The organism is Streptomyces sp. STAM6, from assembly GCF_054963715.1.
The window spans coordinates 63,592-83,919 of sequence record NZ_JBUEFZ010000014.1; the positions used below are offsets into that span (position 1 = coordinate 63,592).

Annotated in this window: 18 protein-coding genes; 8 read left to right on the forward strand and 10 right to left on the reverse strand. The window is 70.8% G+C overall.

The annotated features are described in order from the left end of the window. Positions 1 to 132: 132 nt before the first annotated feature. Positions 133 to 960 carry a Fic family protein gene (locus ACY34K_RS18710; protein WP_462748443.1) on the reverse strand — a complete coding sequence of 276 codons (828 nt, stop codon included), beginning with the start codon at positions 958 to 960 and terminating at the stop codon, positions 133 to 135. A 102-nt stretch (positions 961 to 1,062) separates the two neighbouring features. On the opposite strand from ACY34K_RS18710, the gene ACY34K_RS18715 reads away from it, so the two are divergent. Then, positions 1,063 to 2,049 carry an ATP-binding protein gene (locus tag ACY34K_RS18715; protein ID WP_462748446.1) on the forward strand — a complete coding sequence of 329 codons (987 nt, stop codon included), beginning with the start codon at positions 1,063 to 1,065 and terminating at the stop codon, positions 2,047 to 2,049. On the opposite strand, the gene ACY34K_RS18720 is transcribed toward ACY34K_RS18715, so the two are convergent. Beyond that, the gene (locus tag ACY34K_RS18720) at positions 2,037 to 3,359 is read right to left on the reverse strand and encodes a polysaccharide deacetylase family protein (protein WP_462748448.1); all 1,323 of its coding nucleotides are present in this window, start codon (positions 3,357 to 3,359) and stop codon (positions 2,037 to 2,039) included. The genes ACY34K_RS18715 and ACY34K_RS18720 overlap by 13 nt on opposite strands. Before the next feature lie 289 nt (positions 3,360 to 3,648). Here ACY34K_RS18720 and ACY34K_RS18725 point away from each other — a divergent pair, with 289 nt between their 5' ends. The 6 genes from ACY34K_RS18725 to ACY34K_RS18750 all read left to right on the forward strand — a co-directional run bounded on the left by ACY34K_RS18725 (position 3,649) and on the right by ACY34K_RS18750 (position 11,592). Continuing rightward, positions 3,649 to 5,982 (forward strand): bifunctional SulP family inorganic anion transporter/carbonic anhydrase, encoded by a 2,334-nt coding sequence (locus tag ACY34K_RS18725; protein ID WP_462748450.1) that lies wholly within the window; start codon positions 3,649 to 3,651, stop codon positions 5,980 to 5,982. A gap of 232 nt (positions 5,983 to 6,214) precedes the next feature. Then, positions 6,215 to 8,170 carry an acetate--CoA ligase gene (acs, locus tag ACY34K_RS18730; protein WP_462748453.1) on the forward strand — a complete coding sequence of 652 codons (1,956 nt, stop codon included), beginning with the start codon at positions 6,215 to 6,217 and terminating at the stop codon, positions 8,168 to 8,170. 215 nt (positions 8,171 to 8,385) lie between these two features. Beyond that, complete coding sequence (gene nhaA / locus ACY34K_RS18735) at positions 8,386 to 9,786, forward strand: Na+/H+ antiporter NhaA (RefSeq protein WP_462748454.1); 1,401 nt, start codon at positions 8,386 to 8,388, stop codon at positions 9,784 to 9,786. Positions 9,787 to 9,843: 57 nt separating this feature from the next. Continuing rightward, positions 9,844 to 10,353 (forward strand): phage holin family protein, encoded by a 510-nt coding sequence (locus ACY34K_RS18740; protein ID WP_462748456.1) that lies wholly within the window; start codon positions 9,844 to 9,846, stop codon positions 10,351 to 10,353. Further along, on the forward strand, positions 10,350 to 11,291 hold the full coding sequence (locus ACY34K_RS18745) for an alpha/beta fold hydrolase (RefSeq protein ID WP_462748458.1): 942 nt from the start codon (positions 10,350 to 10,352) through the stop codon (positions 11,289 to 11,291). Before ACY34K_RS18740 ends, ACY34K_RS18745 begins: the two co-directional genes overlap by 4 nt. Positions 11,292 to 11,412: 121 nt before the next feature. Then, positions 11,413 to 11,592 (forward strand): hypothetical protein, encoded by a 180-nt coding sequence (locus tag ACY34K_RS18750; RefSeq protein WP_462748459.1) that lies wholly within the window; start codon positions 11,413 to 11,415, stop codon positions 11,590 to 11,592. Between the two features lie 536 nt (positions 11,593 to 12,128). Here the strand turns inward: ACY34K_RS18750 and ACY34K_RS18755 are convergent. From ACY34K_RS18755 to nth, 3 genes are all read right to left on the reverse strand, one after another. Continuing rightward, complete coding sequence (locus ACY34K_RS18755; RefSeq protein WP_462748460.1) at positions 12,129 to 13,328, reverse strand: MarP family serine protease; 1,200 nt, start codon at positions 13,326 to 13,328, stop codon at positions 12,129 to 12,131. Positions 13,329 to 13,394: 66 nt separating this feature from the next. Beyond that, a complete protein-coding gene (locus tag ACY34K_RS18760; protein ID WP_462748462.1) occupies positions 13,395 to 14,180 on the reverse strand; it encodes an NUDIX hydrolase in 786 nt (261 codons plus the stop codon). Between the two features lie 47 nt (positions 14,181 to 14,227). Next, complete coding sequence (nth, locus tag ACY34K_RS18765; RefSeq protein WP_462748464.1) at positions 14,228 to 15,301, reverse strand: endonuclease III; 1,074 nt, start codon at positions 15,299 to 15,301, stop codon at positions 14,228 to 14,230. Positions 15,302 to 15,552: 251 nt separating this feature from the next. Between nth and ACY34K_RS18770 the strand changes: the two genes are divergently transcribed. After that, positions 15,553 to 16,227, forward strand: a complete 675-nt coding sequence (locus tag ACY34K_RS18770) for a Crp/Fnr family transcriptional regulator (RefSeq protein WP_014046869.1) — start codon at positions 15,553 to 15,555, stop codon at positions 16,225 to 16,227. A gap of 192 nt (positions 16,228 to 16,419) precedes the next feature. On the opposite strand, the gene ACY34K_RS18775 is transcribed toward ACY34K_RS18770, so the two are convergent. From ACY34K_RS18775 to ACY34K_RS18795, 5 genes are all read right to left on the reverse strand, one after another. Then, the gene (locus ACY34K_RS18775) at positions 16,420 to 17,304 is read right to left on the reverse strand and encodes a prohibitin family protein (RefSeq protein WP_462748587.1); all 885 of its coding nucleotides are present in this window, start codon (positions 17,302 to 17,304) and stop codon (positions 16,420 to 16,422) included. 270 nt (positions 17,305 to 17,574) lie between these two features. Next, on the reverse strand, positions 17,575 to 18,405 hold the full coding sequence (locus tag ACY34K_RS18780) for an MBL fold metallo-hydrolase (protein WP_462748467.1): 831 nt from the start codon (positions 18,403 to 18,405) through the stop codon (positions 17,575 to 17,577). Further along, a complete protein-coding gene (locus ACY34K_RS18785) occupies positions 18,402 to 19,295 on the reverse strand; it encodes an NUDIX hydrolase (RefSeq protein WP_462748470.1) in 894 nt (297 codons plus the stop codon). Before ACY34K_RS18785 ends, ACY34K_RS18780 begins: the two co-directional genes overlap by 4 nt. 346 nt (positions 19,296 to 19,641) lie before the next feature. Next, positions 19,642 to 20,112, reverse strand: a complete 471-nt coding sequence (locus tag ACY34K_RS18790) for a RidA family protein (protein ID WP_462748472.1) — start codon at positions 20,110 to 20,112, stop codon at positions 19,642 to 19,644. Then, positions 20,109 to 20,267, reverse strand: coding sequence for a DUF4177 domain-containing protein (locus tag ACY34K_RS18795; protein ID WP_019992579.1), 159 nt, complete (start codon positions 20,265 to 20,267; stop codon positions 20,109 to 20,111). The genes ACY34K_RS18790 and ACY34K_RS18795 overlap by 4 nt, the downstream gene beginning before the upstream one ends. Between the last annotated feature and the right edge of the window lie 61 nt (positions 20,268 to 20,328).

Genomic DNA, 20,328 nt, shown 5'->3' on the forward strand with positions numbered 1-20,328 from the left:
AAGTCCCCGCCTGATGGGCACATATCGAGGACGCTTGGTAACTCGGCGGACGTGCCAGCGGCGGTACCACCCGGTACCGCCGCAACCCTGTTCAGGGACCTTCGCCGCCAGAACGGCCGGGCGCCGTCCGGCTCAGGCCGCGCCGCGCTGAAGCGCCTCGCACACCGCCGTCGACTCGCGCACACCGAGCTCCACGGCCCGCCCGCAGTGCGCGATCCAGGCCGCCATACCCTCAGGCGTCCCCGACAGATAGCCCTCGAACGCCGCCACATAAGCGGCCCGCCCCTGCTCCGCGTGTCCGACCTCGGCCGGGCAGATCGCCTTGGGGTCCAGCCCGCTGCCGATCAACACGATCCGCTCGGCCGTCCGTGCCACGAGGCCGCTGTGGGAAGTGAACGGGCGCAGCGCCAGCAGCTCACCGTGCACCACGGCCGCCGTCACCAGCGCGGGGGCCGAACCGCCCGCGATAATCAGATCCGCCAGCCCCTCCAGGCGCCCGGAAACCTCGGCGGCGCCCGGCAGGGGCGCCTCGATCAGCGGCTCGTCGACCGCTTCGCCGTCCCGCCGCGGCCGCCCGACCGAGTCCTCCGCCTCACCCGCGCCGCCGGCCGCCACCAGGTGCAGACGGGCCAGCACACGCAGCGGCGACTGCCGCCAGATGGACAGCAGCTGGCCGGCCTCGGCGCTCAGACGCAGCGCGGCGCCGACCGTCCGGGCCTCCTCGTCGCCACCGAAGTCGGTGCGGCGCCGCACCTCCTCCAGGGCCCAGTCGGCACCGGACAGCGCGGCCGAGCCGCGCGCCCCGCGCAGCGCCGCCTCCGAGGCGACCTCATTGCTGCGACGGCGCATCACACGGTGGCCGTAAACACGGTCGACGGCCTTGCGCACGGAGTCCACGGCGTCGGGCACGCCCGGCAGTGCTCCGAGGGCGGCCAGCGGGTCGGCGGCATTCGTACTCATAGGTAACGAGGCTACGCGCCCCGGCTCCGGGCCCCACCTTGGAGTGGTGTTCTTCATACACCTTCACGACCCACAGCGTTCGACCCGCTACGCTAGGTGAACATGAAGATCGCTTTCGTAGGGAAGGGCGGCAGCGGCAAGACCACGCTGTCCTCGTTGTTCATCCGTCACCTCGCCACCCACGGCGCCCCCGTCATCGCGGTGGACGCCGACATCAACCAGCACCTGGGGGCCGCACTCGGCCTGGACGAGGCACAGGCCGCAGCGCTGCCGGCGATGGGTGCGCATCTGCCGCTGATCAAGGAGTACCTGCGCGGCGACAACCCGCGGATCGCGTCGGCCGAGACGATGATCAAGACGACCCCGCCCGGCGAAGGCTCCCGGCTGTTGCGGGTGCGTGAGGACAACCCGGTCTACGACGCGTGCGCCAGGCCGGTACGGCTGGATGACGGCGCGATCAGACTGATGGCGACCGGGCCGTTCACCGAGTCCGACCTCGGGGTGGCCTGCTACCACTCGAAGGTCGGCGCGGTGGAGCTGTGCCTGAACCACTTGCTGGACGGACCGGACGAGTACGTCGTCGTCGACATGACGGCGGGCTCGGACTCGTTCGCGTCCGGGATGTTCACCCGCTTCGACATGACCTTCCTGGTGGCCGAGCCGACCCGCAAGGGCGTCTCCGTCTACCGGCAGTACAAGGAGTACGCCCGTGACTTCGGTGTGGCCCTCAAGGTCGTCGGCAACAAGGTGCAGGGCCGGGACGACCTGGACTTCCTGCGCGACGAGGTGGGGGACGACCTGCTGGTGACGGTCGGTCACTCGGACTGGGTGCGCGCGATGGAGAAGGGCCGGCCGGCCCCCTTCGCCCTGCTGGAGGCGGACAACCGGACAGCCCTGGAGACCCTGCGGCGCGCCGCGGAGGACTCGTACCAGCACCGTGACTGGGAGCGGTACACCCGTCAGATGGTGCACTTCCATCTGAAGAACGCCGAGAGCTGGGGCAACGCGAAGACGGGCGCCGACCTGGCCGCACAGGTCGACCCCGCCTTCGTACTCGGTGAGGGGATCAGCTCGGCTCAGCCGGCCTGAGCCACCGCGGGGGCCGCCGGGACCGCCGGGGTGGAGGCCGGAGCCGGTGAGCCCCGCCGGGAGGGATCCGGGGCGGGCGACGCCGTCGAGGTGTCCGGCCGGGCGGCGAGGAAGGCCGTCCAGCCGTCCTTCGGCGCCTGACCGACCTTCAGGGTGCGCAGCTTGGCGAGGACGGCGGGGTCCTGGGCGTCCAGCCAGTCGGCGAGCTGCCGGAAGGACACGCAGCGCACCTCGCTCCGGACGCAGACGTCGGCGATGGTCTCCTCGATGGCGCGCATGTAGGTGCCGCCGTTCCACGACTCGAAGTGGTTGCCGATGATCAGTGGTGCGCGGTTGCCGTTGTACGAGCGGTCGAAGGCCTGGAGCAGGCCGTCACGCATCTGGTTGCCCCAGAACGCGTGCATGGACGGGTCGCCCTTGACGGTCCCGGACTGGTTGACCATGAAGTTGTAGTCCATCGACAGCGTCTCGAAGGCCCGGCCCGGGATGGGAACGAGCTGCATCGACAGGTCCCACAGACCCTGGTCCTTCTTGGGCCACACCTGGTCGTTGACGCCGCTGGTGTCATAGCGCCAGCCCAGCTCGCTCGCGGCGCGGACGAAGTTCTTGCGGCCTTCCAGGCAGGGTGTACGGGCGCCGATGAGCTCCGTGTCGTAGTTGAACGGCAGCGGCTTCTCCGCGGTCAGGCCGGAGTTCGTCTTCCACTGCTTGACGAAGGACTTGGCCTGGGCGATCTCGTTCTTCCAGTCCTCGACCGACCACGTGCCCACGCCGTTCTCCGGGCCGCAGAAGTGGCCGTTGAAGTGCGTGCCGATCTCATTGCCCTCCTGCCAGGCGCCGCGCAGTTCGCGGACCGTGGCGCGGATGCCCTCGGTGTCGTTGAAGCCGATGTCCGAGCGCCCGGGGGCGTGGCCGGGCGGGTCGTAGAGCGCCGCCTTCTCCTCGGGCAGCAGATAGACGCCGCTGAGGAAGTACGTCATCGTCGCGCCGTACTTCCTGCCCACCTTGCGGAAGTGGGAGAAGAGCCTCTGGCTGTCCTCCCCGGCGCCGTCCCAGGAGAACACCACGAACTGCGGTGGTTTCTGGCCCGGTTCGAGGCGCTGCGGAGCGCGCAGTCCCGGCTGCGCCCCGGTGAACGCGGTCGAGCCGTCGCCGATGAGGCGCACCACCTTCCCGGGGCCCGCGGCAGGGCCCTTCCTGGGACCGGAAGCGCCCCTGGTGCCCGCGTCGCCGCCGGAGCATCCGGCCAGCCCGGTGACCAGCCCCACCGCGATCACGCCGGCAGTGATTCCCTTCGTGGCGGCCCTCATCCGCGCACCTCTCCCTCTGGTCCCAAAAGCGTTTTGTATGACCGGCGCCAACGTCACACTGAGGAAGCAGGAGAGCCGGCACGACGAGCCGCACCGGAGTGATTAATCACCGAAACGGGTGAAAGATTGCCCTATTTGCCCCGAAAATCATGTCGGGGTCTTTACTCTGCATTACGATCCGTTTACTGAGAGTTTGAATCCCGCCGTTACACGCCGTGACCCACGGCCGCGCCCCCACGTTCGTTCTCGCACGTTCCGCGACCGCGTTGCCCCGGAGGAGACGGGAAACATGACTGCCTGCCTGCCCCCCACGAGCACGACCCGCACCACCCGGACGAAGGGCACAGTCCGCTTCCAGCGGCCACACAGCCCGCCCGGTGGCCGCCGCCGGTTCCGTGTCGCCGGCGCCGACGTGTCCGCATCGATCGCCGTCTTCCTGATCGCGCTGCCCCTGTCCCTGGGCATCGCGCTCGCCACCGGCGCGCCCCTCCAGGCCGGACTCGTGGCCGCCGCGGTCGGCGGTCTGGTCGCCGGGCGTTTCGGCGGCTCGCCGCTACAGGTCAGCGGCCCCGCCGCCGGTCTGACCGTCGTCACCGCCGAGCTGATCCTCCAGTTCGGCTGGCGCACCACCTGTGCCATCACCGTCCTGGCCGGACTCGCACAACTCGGCCTGTCGGCCCTGCGGGTGGCACGCTCCGCACTGGTCGTGTCCCCGGCGATCGTGCACGGCATGCTCGCGGGCATCGGCGTGACCATCGCGCTCGCCCAGCTCCACATCGTCCTCGGCGGCACGCCCCAGAGCTCCGCCGTCGACAACATCCGCGGTCTGCCCGCACAGTTGGCGGATTCGCACCCGGCGGCGCTCTCCGTGAGCGGACTGACCGTCGCCGCGCTGCTGGTGTGGCCACGCATTCCCGGCAGGACCGGGCGGATCGTGCGGACCGTGCCGGCCGCGCTCGGCGCGGTCGCCGCCGCGACGATCCTCGCCTCCGCGGCGGGGCTCCGGGTGCCGCGTGTCGACCTGCCGTCGTGGAGCAGCCATGCGCTGCCCGGGCTGCCCGAGGGGCCCGTCCTCGGGATCGCGGCCGGCGTCCTGACGATCACGCTGGTGACCAGCGTGCAGTCACTGCTGTCGGCGGTCGCCGTCGACAAGCTGGCGGCCGCGCGCAAGGACCCGGAGAAGCAGGTACCACGCTCCGACCTGAACCGCGAGCTGGCCGGGCTGGGCGCGGCCAACATGGTCTCGGGGGCACTGGGCGGCCTGCCCGTCGCCGGCGTCGCCGTCCGAAGCGTCGCCAACGTCCGGGCGGGCGCGGTCAGTCGCCACTCCACGATGCTGCACGGCCTGTGGGTGGTACTGGCCTCGCTCCTGCTCGTCCCCGTGCTGGATCTGATCCCGCTGCCCGCGCTCGCCGCGCTGGTGATGGTCGTCGGCATCCAGATGATCAGCATCACCCACATCCGCACGGTCACCCGCCACCGCGAGGTGCTCGTGTACGCGGCGACCGTCACCGGAGTCGCCTTCATCGGAATCCTCGAAGGCGTGGGCATCGGCATCATCACCGCCGCGGCCCTCGCCATGCACCGGCTGACCAGGACCCGGATCACCAGAGAGACAGGGGACGAGGTCGATCTCATCAGGGTCCGGGGGCCGTTGACCTTTCTCGCCGTACCACGGCTGAGCAGGGCACTGCATCAGGTACCTCAGGGGGCTCACGCCGTAGTCGAGTTGGATGGATCGTTTATGGACCACGCTGCCTACGAAACGTTGCACGACTGGCAGATCGCCCATGTGACCCAGGGCGGTGAGGTCGAGATGACCGGCCGCGCCGGGGGACGCATCGCCGAGCCGGCCGCCGGCTCGCACTCGTGCTGCCGGACATGGACACCTTGGCGCAATCACCGCTGCGCCGAGCAGACGAGCGAGCCGAAAAGCCGCACCACCGGTGAGCAGCTGGCGAGCGGCCTCAGCTCGTTCCAGCGGCACACGGCTCCCCTGGTGCGGGAGGAGCTGGCCCGGCTGGCCCGCGAGGGTCAGCGGCCCTCGCAGCTCTTCCTCACCTGCGCGGACTCCCGGCTGGTCACCAGCATGATCACGGCCAGCGGGCCGGGAGATCTGTTCACCGTGCGGAACGTGGGCAATCTGGTACCACTGCCGGGCGAGGAGAGCGGGGACGACTCGGTGGCCGCCGCCATCGAGTACGCGGTGGACGTCCTGCGCGTGCAGTCGATCACCGTGTGCGGGCACTCGGGGTGCGGTGCGATGCAGGCCCTGCTGAGCAGCAAGGCGGACGCCCCGGAGACACCGCTGCGGCGCTGGCTGCGGCACGGCATGCCGAGCCTGGAGCGGATGACGAGCAAGCGGCACGCCTGGGCCAGGATCTCCGGGCGGATGCCGGCCGACGCCGTGGAGCAGCTGTGCCTGACCAACGTCGTCCAGCAGCTCGAGCACCTGAAGGCCCATGAGGCGGTGGCCCGGCGCCTCGCCGAAGGAACGCTGGAACTGCACGGGATGTATTTCCACGTCGGAGAGGCACAGGCGTATCTGCTGTCCAGTGCGGACGAGGCCGAGAACGTCTTCGACCGAGTGAATCCCGGTCCCCGCGAGGAGGCCTGCGCCTGACGCGCCCAGCACCCGGGTGAACCCGTGAACCTTCGTCGCGGACGGCCCGTGGACAAAGGTGGTGCCCCTCCTCCCCACCGCCCGGGGAGGAGGGGTCACTTGACCGCCCGTCCCGGTCACCCCATCGAGCGAAGAGGTCTAAACCAATGTACGGGAAACTCTTGTCACCCGGGCATCGGGCTGATGAGCTATGGGCTGGGACACACCGGACGCCCTGGGAATGGGAGATCTCGTGAGCAACGAAAGCCTGGCCAACCTCCTCAAGGAGGAGCGGCGTTTCGCACCGCCCGCAGAGCTGGCGGCGAACGCCAATGTCACGGCGGCCGCGTACGAGCAGGCCAAGGCGGACAGGCTCGGATTCTGGGCCGAGCAGGCGCGCCGGCTCAGCTGGGCCACCGAGCCGACCGAGACCCTCGACTGGTCGAACCCGCCGTTCGCGAAGTGGTTCGCCGACGGAAAGCTCAACGTCGCGTACAACTGCGTGGACCGCCACGTCGAAGCCGGTCACGGCGACCGGGTCGCCATCCACTTCGAGGGCGAGCCCGGCGACAGCCGCTCCCTCACCTACGCCGAGCTCAAGGACGAGGTGTCCAGGGCGGCCCACGCGCTGACCGAGCTGGGCGTCCACAAGGGTGACCGCGTGGCGGTCTACATGCCGATGATCCCCGAGGCCGCGATCGCCATGCTTGCCTGCGCCCGCATCGGTGCCGCGCACTCGGTCGTCTTCGGCGGCTTCTCGGCCGACGCCGTCGCCTCCCGCATCCAGGACGCCGACGCCAAGCTGGTGATCACCGCCGACGGCGGCTACCGGCGCGGCAAGCCGTCCGCGCTCAAGCCGGCCATCGACGAGGCCGTGGCCCGCTGCCCCCAGGTCGAGCACGTGCTCGTGGTGCGCCGCACGGGTCAGGAGACCGCCTTCACCGAGGGCCGGGACGTGTGGTGGCACGAGATCACTGAAGCCCAGTCCACGGACCACACTCCCGAGGCGTTCGACGCCGAGCACCCGCTGTTCATCCTGTACACCTCCGGCACGACGGGTAAACCGAAGGGCATCCTGCACACCTCCGGCGGTTACCTGACGCAGGCGGCGTACACCCACCACGCGGTCTTCGACCTCAAGCCGGAGACGGATGTCTACTGGTGCACCGCTGACATCGGCTGGGTCACCGGCCATTCGTACATCGTGTACGGGCCGCTGGCCAACGGCGCGACGCAGGTGATGTACGAGGGCACGCCGGACACCCCGCACCAGGGCCGGTTCTGGGAGATCGTGCAGAAGTACGGCGTCACGATCCTCTACACCGCGCCGACCGCCATCCGGACGTTCATGAAGTGGGGCGACGACATCCCCGCCAAGTTCGACCTGAGCAGCCTGCGGGTCCTCGGGTCGGTGGGCGAGCCGATCAACCCCGAGGCCTGGATGTGGTACCGCGAGCACATCGGCGCCGGCCAGACCCCGATCGTGGACACGTGGTGGCAGACCGAGACCGGCGCGATGATGATCTCGCCGCTCCCGGGCGTCACCGAGACCAAGCCGGGCTCCGCCCAGCGCCCGCTGCCCGGCATCGCGGCGACCGTCGTCGACGACGAGGCGAACGAGGTCCCCCATGGCGGTGGCGGCTATCTGGTCCTGACCGAGCCGTGGCCGTCGATGCTGCGCACCATCTGGGGCGACGACCAGCGGTTCATCGACACCTACTGGTCGCGTTTCGAAGGCAGGTACTTCGCGGGCGACGGCGCCAAGAAGGACGACGACGGCGACATCTGGCTTCTCGGCCGGGTCGACGACGTCATGCTGGTCTCCGGCCACAACATCTCCACCACCGAGGTGGAGTCGGCGCTCGTCTCGCATCCGAAGGTCGCCGAGGCGGCCGTCGTCGGCGCGGCCGACGAGACCACCGGCCAGGCCATCGTGGCCTTCGTGATCCTGCGCGGCACGGCGAGCGAGGACGACTCCCTCGTCGCCGACCTGCGCAACCACGTGGGGGCCACGCTCGGCCCGATCGCCAAGCCCAAGCGGATCCTCCCGGTCGCCGAGCTGCCCAAGACCCGCTCCGGCAAGATCATGCGCCGACTGCTGCGGGACGTCGCGGAGAACCGCCAGCTCGGTGATGTCACCACGCTCACCGACTCGTCCGTCATGGACCTGATCCAGTCCAAGCTGCCGAGCGCCGCCGCCGAGGACTGAGCCGCTGGAGCGGCACCTCCGGCACGGAGGGCATCCGGCGCCAACGCGCCGGGTGTCCTCTTTGTACCTAAGGTGGCATACGTCGGATGTGACCGTGCCCATGCCCGGTAAGGTGAGGGCCACATCAAGGAAGCGACAAAGTCTCAGGGTGCGCCGGGAAGTCTGGTCGGCATGTGTTCAGTCATGCCCGCCGAACCGACCGGAGGTCCACCGCCGTGGCCGCGCCCAAGACCACCACTCCCCGCACGTTCCTCGGACGCCTCACACTGCCCGAGCGGACCTACGTGGCGGACGCGCTCCGTACCGAGACCGTCGGCGGAGTCCTCCTCCTGATCGCCGCCGTGGCCGCGCTCGTCTGGGCGAACACACCGGTGCGCGAAAGCTATGAGACCGTCCGCGACTTCCACATGGGGCCCGCGGCGCTCGGGCTCAACCTTTCCGTGCAGCACTGGGCCGCCGACGGCCTCCTCGCGATCTTCTTCTTCGTCGCAGGTATCGAGCTGAAGCGCGAACTGGTGGCCGGCGAACTGCGCGACCCCAGGGCCGCCGCGCTCCCCGTGATCGCCGCGCTCTGCGGCATGGTCGCCCCCGCGGTCGTCTATGTGCTGGTCAACAGCGCCGGCGGCGGCAGCATGGACGGCTGGGCCGTCCCGACCGCCACCGACATCGCCTTCGCGCTCGCCGTACTGGCCGTCATCGGCACCTCGCTGCCGTCGGCACTGCGCGCGTTCCTGCTCACCCTCGCCGTCGTCGACGACCTCTTCGCGATCCTGATCATCGCGGTCTTCTTCACCAGCGACTTGAACTTCGCGGCGCTCGGCGGCGCCGTGGCCGGTCTGACCGTCTTCTGGGTGCTGCTGCGCCTGGGTGTGCGCGGCTGGTACGTGTACGTGCCGCTGGCGCTGGTCATCTGGGGCCTGATGTACAACAGCGGCGTCCACGCCACCATCGCCGGCGTCGCCATGGGACTGATGCTGCGCTGCACCCGCCGCGAGGGCGAGGACCACTCCCCCGGCGAGCACATCGAGCACATGGTGCGACCCCTGTCGGCCGGGCTCGCCGTACCGCTGTTCGCCCTGTTCTCCGCGGGCGTGTCCGTCTCCGGTGGCGCGCTGGGCGACGTCTTCACCCGGCCCGAGACCCTCGGGGTGGTCCTCGGCCTGGTGGTCGGCAAGACCGTCGGCATCTTCGGCGGTACGTGGCTGACGGCCCGCTTCACCCGGGCGGAGCTGAACGAGGACCTGACCTGGGCGGATCTTTTCGCGGTCTCCGCGCTCGCGGGCATCGGCTTCACCGTCTCGCTCCTCATCGGGGAACTGGCGTTCGCCGGGGACGAGGCCCTCACCGACGAGGTCAAGGCGGCCGTCCTGATGGGCTCGCTCATCGCCGCCCTGTTCGCGGGCGTCCTGCTGAAGCTGCGGGTGCGCAGGTACCTGGCGCTGGTCGCCGAGGAGGAGCGGGACGACGATCTCAGCGGTGTACCGGATGTGTACGAAATGGACGATCCCGCGTATCACCTGAGAATGGCGGAGATCTACGAGAAGAAGGCCGCCGAGCACCGGCGGCAGGCCGAAGTCGCGGGGGCGTCGCGCGACGACGGCGACAGTCCGGCATGATCTGAGGTCGGACCGTAGACGAGAATCGGCCCGGAGAAGAGAAGAGGGAGCGAGACGATGAGCGACCCCGCCGTCAACGGTACCGAGCGCAGCCTCGGCCAGCTGGTCGCCTCGGCGACCGCCGAGATGTCCGCGCTGGTCCACGACGAGATCGCGCTGGCCAAGGCCGAACTGCGACAGGACGTCAGGCGCGGCCTGATGGGCGGCACCGCCTTCAGCATCGCGGGCGTGTTCGCGCTGTTCTCGCTGCCGGTGCTGAGCTTCGCCGCGGCGTACGGCATCCACAATCTGGGGCTGGGTCTCGCCTGGTCGTTCCTGATCGTCGGTGCCGCGTACCTGGTGCTGGCCGCGGTGCTGTCGCTGCTGGCGGTCTCCAAGTTCAAGAAGGTCAAGCCTCCGGAGAAGTCCATCACCTCGGTGAAGCGGACGGCCGCCGTGCTGGGGAACGCCAAGCCCCACCCGCGTCCGGTGACGCTCCGGATCGAGGCCGGCACGGGCGCGGAGCCGGCCGGGGGCGCGGCTGCCGACGCGGGCGCGGACTCGACTGTGGCACGCTCGTCTGCATGACGGTCCCTGAGAGCAACACTGGCAGCCCCACCGGCAGTCCCGTACGGATCGATGGGCCCTGGACCCATCGTGACGTGGCGGCCAATGGTGCGCGCTTCCATATCGCCGAGATGGGCGACGGACCGCTGGTGTTGCTGCTGCACGGCTTTCCCCAGTTCTGGTGGACCTGGCGGCATCAGCTGACGGCGCTCGCCGACGCCGGTTTCCGGGCGGTGGCGATGGATCTGCGCGGCGTCGGCGGCAGCGACCGCACCCCGCGCGGTTACGATCCCGCCAACCTGGCGCTCGACATCACCGGAGTCGTGCGGTCCCTGGGCGAGCCGGACGCGGCGCTGGTGGGGCACGACCTGGGCGGCTATCTGGCCTGGACGGCCGCGGTGATGCGCCCGAAGCTGGTGCGCCGGCTCGCGGTCTCGTCGATGCCGCACCCGCGCCGGTGGCGCTCGGCGATGCTCGCCGACTTCTCGCAGTCGCGCGCCGGCTCGTACGTGTGGGGCTTCCAGCGGCCCTGGCTGCCCGAGCGTCAGCTCGTCGCGGACGACGCCGCGTTGGTGGGCCGGCTGATCCGGGACTGGTCGGGGCCGACCCTGCCGGACGAGGAAGCGATCGAGGTGTACCGGCGGGCGATGACGATCCCGTCGACGGCGCACTGCTCGATCGAGCCGTACCGGTGGATGGTCCGCTCGCTGGCCCGCCCCGACGGCATCCAGTTCAACCGGCGGATGAAGCGCCCGGTGCGGGTGCCGACGCTCCACCTTCACGGGTCGTTGGACCCGGCGATGCGGACGCGGAGCGCTGCCGGCTCCGGCGAGTACGTGGAAGCGCCGTACCGCTGGCGGCTGTTCGACGGGCTCGGCCACTTCCCCCACGAGGAGGACCCGGTGGCGTTCTCGACGGAGCTCATCAGCTGGCTGAAGGACCCCGAGCCCGACCGCTAGGAGGTTGCGCCGGGAACGCCGGAGAACGGTTGTCCTATGAACAGCCAAATGCCTGGCGCATAGGCCAATTGGCGGCGCCGCGGGCGGTTACCGACCTTGGGGCCCGGGCAGACGTCGGGGTATGGGCTGGACGCACGACTACGCTGACGCAGCACGCAACCGCCGCTCGGCCTCAGCGCCGATGACTCAGAGGAACGGTCCCCAGGGGGGCCAGGGGCCTGACCCCCGCCTCGGGATCTCGCGGATCCTCCGCCGCCGGGCCCGCTGGGTCTCGGCGCGGCTGCGCCATCCGCGCGGCTAGCGACCTCTTACGGGACCCTCCTGCCGGCTCCGGCGGGCTGATCCGGACCTTCCCGGGCGGCGGGGCGGGGCGCCGAAGATGGCGCCCCGGCCGATCGGGACCTCCGGAACGGCACGGGGCGCCGTGCCCCAGACCGTTCCGGGCCTTGCGTGCCGGATCGGGATCACCAGGCTGCGCGGCGCTGTTCCGACCGCCCGGAATCTGCGGACCACCCGGACCCCCGGCTCCCGGATCTCCCGGACCGTCCGGGTCCTGGATCTCCCGGATCTCCCGGACCTGCCGGACCGTCCGGGTCCTGGATCTCCCGGACCGCCCGGAATCTGCGGACCGCCCGGACCCCCGGCTCCAGGACCCCGGGCTCCCGGTCCCGGCTCCCGGACCTCCTGGACGGTCCGGCTCCCCGGACCGCCCGGACCTCTGGCTCCCGGAATCTCCGGGCCGTTACGCCCGGCCTCCCGGCTCCCCGGGGCGTCACGCGCGGGGCCGGACCGTTCCGGATTCCCGGACGGTCCGGCCCCGGGCGCGGGCGCGGTGCGTCAGAGCGCGCAGCCCTGGCTGTCGACCTGCTGGTTCGCGGTGCGGCCGCGGTTGATGTCGTCGCGGATCTCGTCCGCCGTCAGCGCGTAGCCGGTGTTCGCGTCGTCCAGTGACCTCGCGAAGATGACGCCGTAGACCTTGCCGTCCGGAGTGAGGAGCGGGCCGCCGGAGTTGCCCTGACGGACCGTCGCGAAGAGCGAGTACACATCGCGGCGGACCTGCCCGCGGTGGTAGATGTCCGGGCCGTTGGCGTTGATACGGCCACGGACACGGGCGGAGCGGACGTCGTAGGCGCCGTTCTCCGGGAAGCCCGCGACGATCGCGCTGTCGCCGCTGCGGGCGTCCGCGTCGGTGAACTGCAGGGGCTTCGCGTCCAGGTCGGGCACGTCCAGTACGGCGATGTCGCGCTGCCAGTCGTAGAGCACGACCTTCGCGTCGTACAACCGGCCCTGACCCCCTATCTGGACCGTGGGCTCGTCGACGCCGCCGACGACGTGCGCGTTGGTCATCACGCGGCGCTCGGCGAACACGAAGCCTGTGCCTTCCAGGACCTTGCCGCAGCTCGGAGCCGTACCGACGACCTTGACGATGGACCGCTGGGCACGGGTCGCCACCGGGCTGTTGGCGAGCGCGGGGTCGGGCGGACTGACCTCGGTGATGGGCTCGTTGGCGAAGGGGCTGAAGACCTGCGGGAAGCCGTTCTGCGCCAGTACCGAGGAGAAGTCCGCGAACCAGGTCGAGGCCTGATCGGGCATCACCCGCGAGACCCCGAGCAGCACCTTGGAGTTGCGGACCTCCTTGCCGAGCGTCGGCAGGGACGTTCCGGCGAGCGCGGAACCGATCAGCCAGGCGACCAGCAGCATGGCCACCACGTTCACCAAAGCCCCGCCCGTGGCGTCCAGGGCACGGGCGGGCGACCAGGTGATGTGGCGGCGCAGTCTGTTGCCCAGGTGGGTGGTGAAGGCCTGGCCCACCGAGGCGCAGACGATCACGATGACGACGGCGACGACCGCGGCTGTCGTCGAGACCTTGGCGTCGTCCGTCAGCGGCCCCCACACGAGCGGGAGCAGGTAGACCGCGATGATTCCGCCGCCGAGGAAACCGATCACCGACAGGATGCCGACGACGAATCCCTGGCGATAGCCGACGATCGCGAACCACACGGCGGCGACCAGCAACAGGATGTCCAGCACGTTCACCGTCATTAGCCTCGCAGATTCGTCACCGGTCGCCCCGTCCCGCGGCGGAGCACAGCAGTCACCCTGTCATGAGCGCCAGTCGAGCGGGACCTGCTTCGAGCGGTCCCATGGCTCCTCCCAGCCGGCGAAGTGGAGGATCCGGTCGATCACACCGGCCGTGAACCCCCAGACCAGGGCCGATTCGACCATAAATGCCGGGCCTCTGTGTCCGCTGGGGTGGACGGTGGTCGCGCGGTTGGCGGGATCCGTGAGATCCGCCACGGGCACGGTGAAGACCCGGGCGGTCTCGGCCGGGTCCACGACCCCCACCGGAGTGGGGGTGCGCCACCAGCCGAGCACGGGCGTCACGACGAATCCGCTCACCGGGATGTACAGCCGGGGCAGCACGCCGAAGATCTGCACGCCGGCCGGGTCGAGGCCGGTCTCCTCCTCCGCCTCGCGCAACGCGGCGCGCAGCAGGCCGTCGCCCTCGGGGTCGCCGTCCTCGGGGTCCAGGGCGCCGCCGGGGAAGGAGGGCTGGCCTGCGTGGGAGCGCAGACTGCTGGCGCGCTCCATGAGCAGCAGTTCAGGGCCGCGCTCTCCCTCGCCGAAGAGGATGAGCACGGCGGACTGGCGGCCTCCGCGCTCGGGCGGCAGGAAGCGGCTGAGCTGCTCGGGGGCGACGGTGGCGGCCGCGCGGGCGACGGGATCGAGCCAGCCGGGCAGGCCGTCGCCGCTGACGAGGACGGGCGTCCCGCGGGCGGCGGCGCGGCCGTGCGGCCGGTCTTCCGGCTCCACGGGCCCCTGGTCGGCCCTGTGGTCGGTCCTCCGGTCGTACGTCCCGCGTCCGGCGTCCTGCTTAGCGCGCGTCATAGGCACCCCCGGCTCTCACAACGTGTTCCGGCCACTGATTCGTTCCGTCACTCCTCGGTCTCGGCGGTTCCGAGCGGCGCCGCGGGCCTGCCGGGATAGTCCGGGGGCGGGGCCAGACGCTGGCCGGGGTAGCCGCCCATCTCGTACTTCAGCAGCTTCTTGGCCTTCTCCGGATCGGTCTCGCCCTCGCCGTACGCCGGGCAGAGCGGCGCGATGGGGCAGGCGCCGCAGGCGGGCTTCCGGGAGTGGCAGATGCGGCGCCCGTGGAAGATCACCCGGTGCGAGAACATCGTCCACTCGGATTTCGGGATGATCTCGGCGATCTCGGCCTCCACCTTGACCGGGTCCTCCTGGGACGTGAGCTTCCAGCGCCGGACGAGACGCCCGAAGTGGGTGTCGACGGTCAAACCGGGCACACCGAAGGCATTGCCGAGAACGACGAAGGCGGTCTTGCGGCCCACACCGGGAAGCGTGACCAGGTCGTCGAGGCGGCCGGGGACCTCGCCGCCGAAATCGTCCCGCAGGGCCTTGGAGAGCCCCAGGAGGGACTTCGCCTTGGCCCGGAAGAAGCCGGTGGGCCGGATGATCTCCTCGAGCTCCTCGGGCACGGCGGCGGCCATGTCCTCGGGGGTGGGGTACTTCGCGAAGAGCGCGGGCGTCGTCTGGTTCACCCGCAGGTCGGTGGTCTGGGCGGACAGGACGGTCGCGACCAGCAGCTCGAAGGGGTTGCGGAAGTCGAGTTCGGGGTGGGCGTACGAGTACACCTCCGCGAGCTCCCGGTTGATCTTGCGCGCCCGCCGCACCATCCCGAGCCGGGTCTCACCCTTGCGGCTCCCTCCGCCGCGGCCCCCTCCGGCGACGGCGGACCCGGCCGCGCCGCCCCCGGCGCCGGTCCCGGCCCTACCGGTCCCGGCCCTACCGGTCCCGGTCCCACCGGTCCCGGTCCCACCGGTGGCGGTCCCACCGGCCGCGGCCGCGGCGGTCTTCGCCTTCTTGGCCGCACCGGCCGCACCGGCCGACTTGGCCGCACCGGCCGGTTTCGTTGCCCCAGCCGCCGGACGCTTGGGCGATTTGGTTGCTTTTGTCGCTTTCTTGGACGTAGTCGACGACTGTTCGCCCACAGCGGAATTCTGTTCCCCGGACACTCTCCCGGCCCCCTTGGCCTGCGCTCTCACCGGCGAATTGGACACCCGGCCAGCCTAAGGGCCACCGGTGACATCCGCCCCGGACGGCGACCATGAGGACCCAATCGGGGCCCTGCCGCACGGACACGCGTACCAGTGCGTCAAACTTGTTGTGATTGATCGCACTGTTTTACCGTCCGGCATCATGGGACCAGACTCCCTGAGCAGGTCGACATAGGAGAGAACTCGTGGACGACGTTCTGCGGCGCGCCCCGCTCTTCGCGGCGCTCGATGACGAGCAGGCCGCGGAGCTCCGCGCCTCGATGAGTGAAGTGACGCTCGCCCGCGGCGACGCGCTCTTCCACGAGGGCGACCCTGGCGACCGGCTCTACGTGGTCACCGAGGGCAAGGTGAAGCTCCACCGCACCTCCCCCGACGGCCGCGAGAACATGCTCGCCGTCCTGGGCCCCGGCGAGCTCATCGGTGAGCTGTCGCTGTTCGACCCGGGCCCGCGTACGGCCACCGCGACCGCGCTGACCGAGGTGAAGCTCCTCGGTCTCGGCCACGGTGACCTCCAGCCCTGGCTGAACGCCCGCCCCGAGGTCGCCACCGCCCTCCTGCGCGCCGTTGCCCGGCGCCTGCGCAAGACCAACGACCAGATGTCCGACCTGGTCTTCTCCGACGTGCCGGGCCGTGTCGCCCGCGCGCTCCTCGACCTGTCGCGCCGCTTCGGCGTGCAGTCCGAGGAGGGCATCCACGTCGTGCACGACCTGACCCAGGAGGAGCTGGCGCAGCTCGTCGGCGCCTCCCGCGAGACCGTCAACAAGGCGCTCGCCGACTTCGCCGGCCGCGGCTGGCTGCGACTGGAGGCCCGCGCCGTGATCCTCCTGGACGTCGAGCGGCTGGCCAAGCGCTCGCGCTAGTTCGTCCGCCGTACGAGCCGTACGAGAGGGGCCGCCCCGGTCACACCGGGGCGGCCCCTCTTGCGTCGGCGGACGGCGGCGTCGGCGGATGGCGGCGTGGGCGGATGCCGGCGGGCCCAGGCCACGCCGGCGGAACCCCGGCCGCGCGTCAGTCGCGCGTCAGTCGCGCGTCAGTCGCGCGTCAGTCGCGCGTCAGCGCTTCGTGCCGTCCACGATCAGCGGGTTTCCGCTCCCGCCACCGCACGGCACCGCGTACACCGGGTTCTTCGCGGACGCCTCCTTGAAGGCGTCGATGCACTGGTTCAGCAGGACCTTGTCGCTCAGCGAGTCGTTGAGGATCTTGTTGGCACGGGCGATGCCCTCCGCCTCGATCTTGCGCCGGTCGGACTCCGCCTTCGCCGTACGGGTGGCCTCCAGCGCCCGCTCGGTGGCCTGCTGCTGCTGGATCTTTCGGTCGATCTGGGTCTGCAGCTGGTCGGAGGGCTTCACGTTCCGCAGGTTCACCGTGGTGACGTCGATACCGCGCGGGGCCAGCCGCTCCTTGATGAGGTCACCGATCTCGGTGTTGATCTTCTCGCGGGCGGAGGCGTAGCCCTCCTCGCTCGTGTGACGGGCGAAGACGTTACGGATGATCTCCCGGCTGTCCGGGAAGACCAGCCGCTGCTGGATGGCCTCCTCGCTGCCCGCCAGGCGGTACAGCTCGACCGCCTTGGCCGGGGTGACCGCCCACTTCACGGTCACCTCCGCGTACATCACGCCGCCCTGCGAGGAACGGACCTCGACGACGTCCTTGTCGGACAGGTTCAGGTCGACGGGGCGCGTCGAGAAGGTGGTGACGTTGGTGAACGGCGAAGTGACGTTCATGCCGGAGGTCATCGGCGTACCGACCTTGCCGAAGGTCACCGGAACACCGACCTCGTACGCGCTGATGACGTGCAGGCAGCTGGCCAGGCCGGCGAAGAGGCCGGCGAGCAGCGCACCCGCCGAGCCGAGCTTGAGGCCCCGTCGGTCGCTGCCGCGACCGACGAAGAACAGCACCGCGGCGGCGATGAGCAACAGGATGGACAGGACGAACACGTGGAATCCCCCCAGAGACAGAGCCAAGAAGTAAGCGGAGCGTAAAGCATCACGCTCCGCGACTCCGCCTCGTCCCCGGCCCCGGCCCGTCGGACCGGGCCAGTCGGACCGGGCCAGTCGGACCGGAACCTGAGGATCAGGGCCGTCTGATCGCCCGTCGGAACAGGTCCGTCAGCACAGCGCCGCGAATCAGGGCCGTCGGATCAGGTCCGTCGGCTCAGGACCACCGGACCAGGGATCGTCGGATCAGGGGCGCCGGACCACGGCTCGTCAGATCAGGCCGTGCTCGCTCAGGTACTCCAGCTGCGCCCGCACCGACAGCTCCGCCGCCGGCCACAGGGACCTGTCGACGTCCGCGTACACGTGCTCCACGACCTCGGGAGCCGTCCGGTGGCCGTTCTCGACGGCCGTCTCGACCTGCGCGAGGCGGTTCGCCCGGTGCGCGAGGTAGAACTCGACCGCGCCCTGGGCGTCCTCCAGGACCGGCCCGTGGCCCGGAAGCACCGTGTGGACACCGTCGTCGACGGTCAGCGAGCGCAGCCGCCGCAGCGAGTCCAGGTAGTCGCCGAGCCGGCCCTCCGGGTGGGCCACCATCGTCGTACCGCGGCCCAGGATCGTGTCGCCGGTCAGCACGGCGCGGTCGGCGGGCAGATGGAAACTGAGCGAGTCGGCGGTGTGGCCGGGCGTCGGCACCACCCGCAGCACCAGGCCGCCGACCTCGATGGCCCGGCCCGCCGCCAGTCCCTCGTCGCCGAGTCGCAGCGCCGGGTCGAGCGCACGGACATGGGTGCCCGTCAGCTCGGCGAACCGTCCGGCGCCCTCCGCGTGGTCCGGGTGGCCGTGCGTCAGCAGCGTCAGCGCGACGCGCTTGCCGAGGCTCTCGGCGGTCGCGACGACGTTCGCCAGATGGGCCTCGTCCAGCGGGCCGGGGTCGACGACGACGGCGAGCGGCGAGTCCGGCTCCGACAGGATCCAGGTGTTGGTGCCGTCGAGGGTCATCGCCGACGGATTGGGCGCGAGGACGTTGACGGCGCGGGCGGTCGCGGGTCCTGAGACCACGGCCCCGCGCGGCCGGCCGGGGAGCGCGGCGGCATCGGTCATGCGGCGGGACCACCCTTCGGGAGGTGTTTGACGTGCTTGGTGAACTCGTCGTGCCCGGGCCAGCTCAGGATCACCTCGTCGCCCTCCAGGCGCGCCTGGGCCAGTACCGGCGTCATGTCCTGCTCCTTGGCCGCGACGAGGGCCGCGGTGGGCGTCTCGTACCGCTCCAGGTCGCGCAGCATCGTGATCGTCGGCGGCATCATCAGGAGTTCGCCCCGGTCGTAGCCGGCCGCGCCGTCCGACGGGCGGATCCACACCGTCCGGTCTGCCTCCGTGGAGACGTTCCGGGTGCGCTGGCCGGCCGGGAGGGCGGCGACGAAGAACCAGGTGTCGTAGCGGCGCGGCTCGAACTCCGGGGTGATCCAGCGTGCCCACGCGCCCAGCAGGTCCGAGCGCAGGACCAGCCCGCGCCGGTCCAGGAAGTCCGCGAACGACAGCTCACGGGCCACCAGGGCGGCCCGGTCGGCCTCCCAGTCGTCACCGGTGGTGTCGCTGACGACCGAGTCGGCGGTCGGTCCGGCGAGCAGGACGCCCGCTTCCTCGTACGTCTCGCGCACCGCCGCGCAGACGATGGCCTGGGCCTCGCCGTGGCCGTTGACGCCGAGCCGTGTCGCCCATTCGGCGAGCTTGGGGCCGGCCCAGCGGACCGGGTGCTCGTCGCGCGGGTCGACACCCCCACCCGGATAGGCGTACGCGCCGCCCGCGAACGCCATGGAGGTGCGGCGGCGCAGCATGTGCACCTCCGGACCGCCGCCGTGCTTGCCGCCGCGCAGCAGCAGTACGGTCGCGGCCCGCTTCGGGGTCACGGCCGTGAGCTCACCGCCGGCGAGCGCGCGGATGCGGTCGGGCCACTCCGGCGGGTACCACTGACCATTGGAACCATTGGGCATGGCCGGATGCTATGCGCATCCGTCGCGATGTTCGAGGGGGAAACATGGCCATGGCAACGGCCCTGCGCCCAAGGAGGGACGCAGGGCCGTCAGCGAGGCCCTGAGCACGTCACGCGCGGACACACGCACGGACCTCACGAGGACCTGGCCCAGTGGCCTCACGAGGACCTCACGCGCGCACCTCACGAGGACCTCACGCGTGCGCCTCACAAGGACCTCACGCATGGACTTCACGCCGTGGACGTCACGAGGACCGCACGCCGTGGACGGCACGCATGGACCTCACGGGCCCCCGGCGCGTTGACCTCACGCGCGGATCTCACGCGGACCCTTGCGCCACGCTGTTTCAGTCCTCGACGAGCTCGACCTGGATCTCGACCTCGACCGGGGCGTCCAGCGGCAGCACCGCGACGCCCACGGCGCTGCGGGCGTGCACGCCCTTGTCGCCGAGGACCTCGCCCAGCAGCTCGCTGGCGCCGTTGAGGACGCCCGGCTGTCCGGTGAAGTCCGGGGCGGAGGCCACGAACCCGACAACCTTCACGACACGCGCGATGCGGTCCAGGTCACCGGCGACGGACTTCACGGCCGCCAGGGCGTTCAGCGCGCAGATCCGCGCGAGCTCCTTGGCCTCCTCCGCGGTGACCTCACCGCCCACCTTGCCGGTGACGGGGAGCTTGCCCTCCACCATCGGGAGCTGGCCCGCGGTGTACACGTACACGCCGGACCGCACGGCCGGCTGGTAGGCGGCGAGCGGCGGCACGACCTGCGGAAGGGTCAGCCCGAGTTCGGCCAGGGCCGACTCGACGCGGCCGGTCACGGCTTCTCCCGCTTGAGGTACGCCACGAGCTGCTCGGGGTTGTTCGGCCCGGGAACGACCTGGACGAGCTCCCAGCCGTCCTCGCCCCAGGTGTCCAGAATCTGCTTGGTCGCGTGCACGAGAAGGGGCACGGTCGCGTATTCCCACTTGGTCATGGAGCCGACTGTAGCCGCTGAGACAGGCAGCCTCCTGCTCGAGGCGCCCGGCCACTGGTTA

Bases quoted from the DNA above. Each gene is read 5' to 3' on its own strand.
- ACY34K_RS18725 (WP_462748450.1), top strand. From the start codon at position 3,649: ATGACTGCCTGCCTGCCCCCCACGAGCACGACCCGCACCACCCGGACG.
- ACY34K_RS18740 (WP_462748456.1), top strand. From the start codon at position 9,844: ATGAGCGACCCCGCCGTCAACGGTACCGAGCGCAGCCTCGGCCAGCTG.
- ACY34K_RS18750 (WP_462748459.1), top strand. From the start codon at position 11,413: ATGGGCTGGACGCACGACTACGCTGACGCAGCACGCAACCGCCGCTCG.
- ACY34K_RS18715 (WP_462748446.1), top strand. From the start codon at position 1,063: ATGAAGATCGCTTTCGTAGGGAAGGGCGGCAGCGGCAAGACCACGCTG.
- ACY34K_RS18795 (WP_019992579.1), bottom strand. From the start codon at position 20,267: ATGACCAAGTGGGAATACGCGACCGTGCCCCTTCTCGTGCACGCGACC.
- ACY34K_RS18780 (WP_462748467.1), bottom strand. From the start codon at position 18,405: ATGACCGATGCCGCCGCGCTCCCCGGCCGGCCGCGCGGGGCCGTGGTC.
- ACY34K_RS18720 (WP_462748448.1), bottom strand. From the start codon at position 3,359: ATGAGGGCCGCCACGAAGGGAATCACTGCCGGCGTGATCGCGGTGGGG.
- ACY34K_RS18745 (WP_462748458.1), top strand. From the start codon at position 10,350: ATGACGGTCCCTGAGAGCAACACTGGCAGCCCCACCGGCAGTCCCGTA.
- ACY34K_RS18785 (WP_462748470.1), bottom strand. From the start codon at position 19,295: ATGCCCAATGGTTCCAATGGTCAGTGGTACCCGCCGGAGTGGCCCGAC.
- ACY34K_RS18710 (WP_462748443.1), bottom strand. From the start codon at position 960: ATGAGTACGAATGCCGCCGACCCGCTGGCCGCCCTCGGAGCACTGCCG.
- ACY34K_RS18760 (WP_462748462.1), bottom strand. From the start codon at position 14,180: ATGACGCGCGCTAAGCAGGACGCCGGACGCGGGACGTACGACCGGAGG.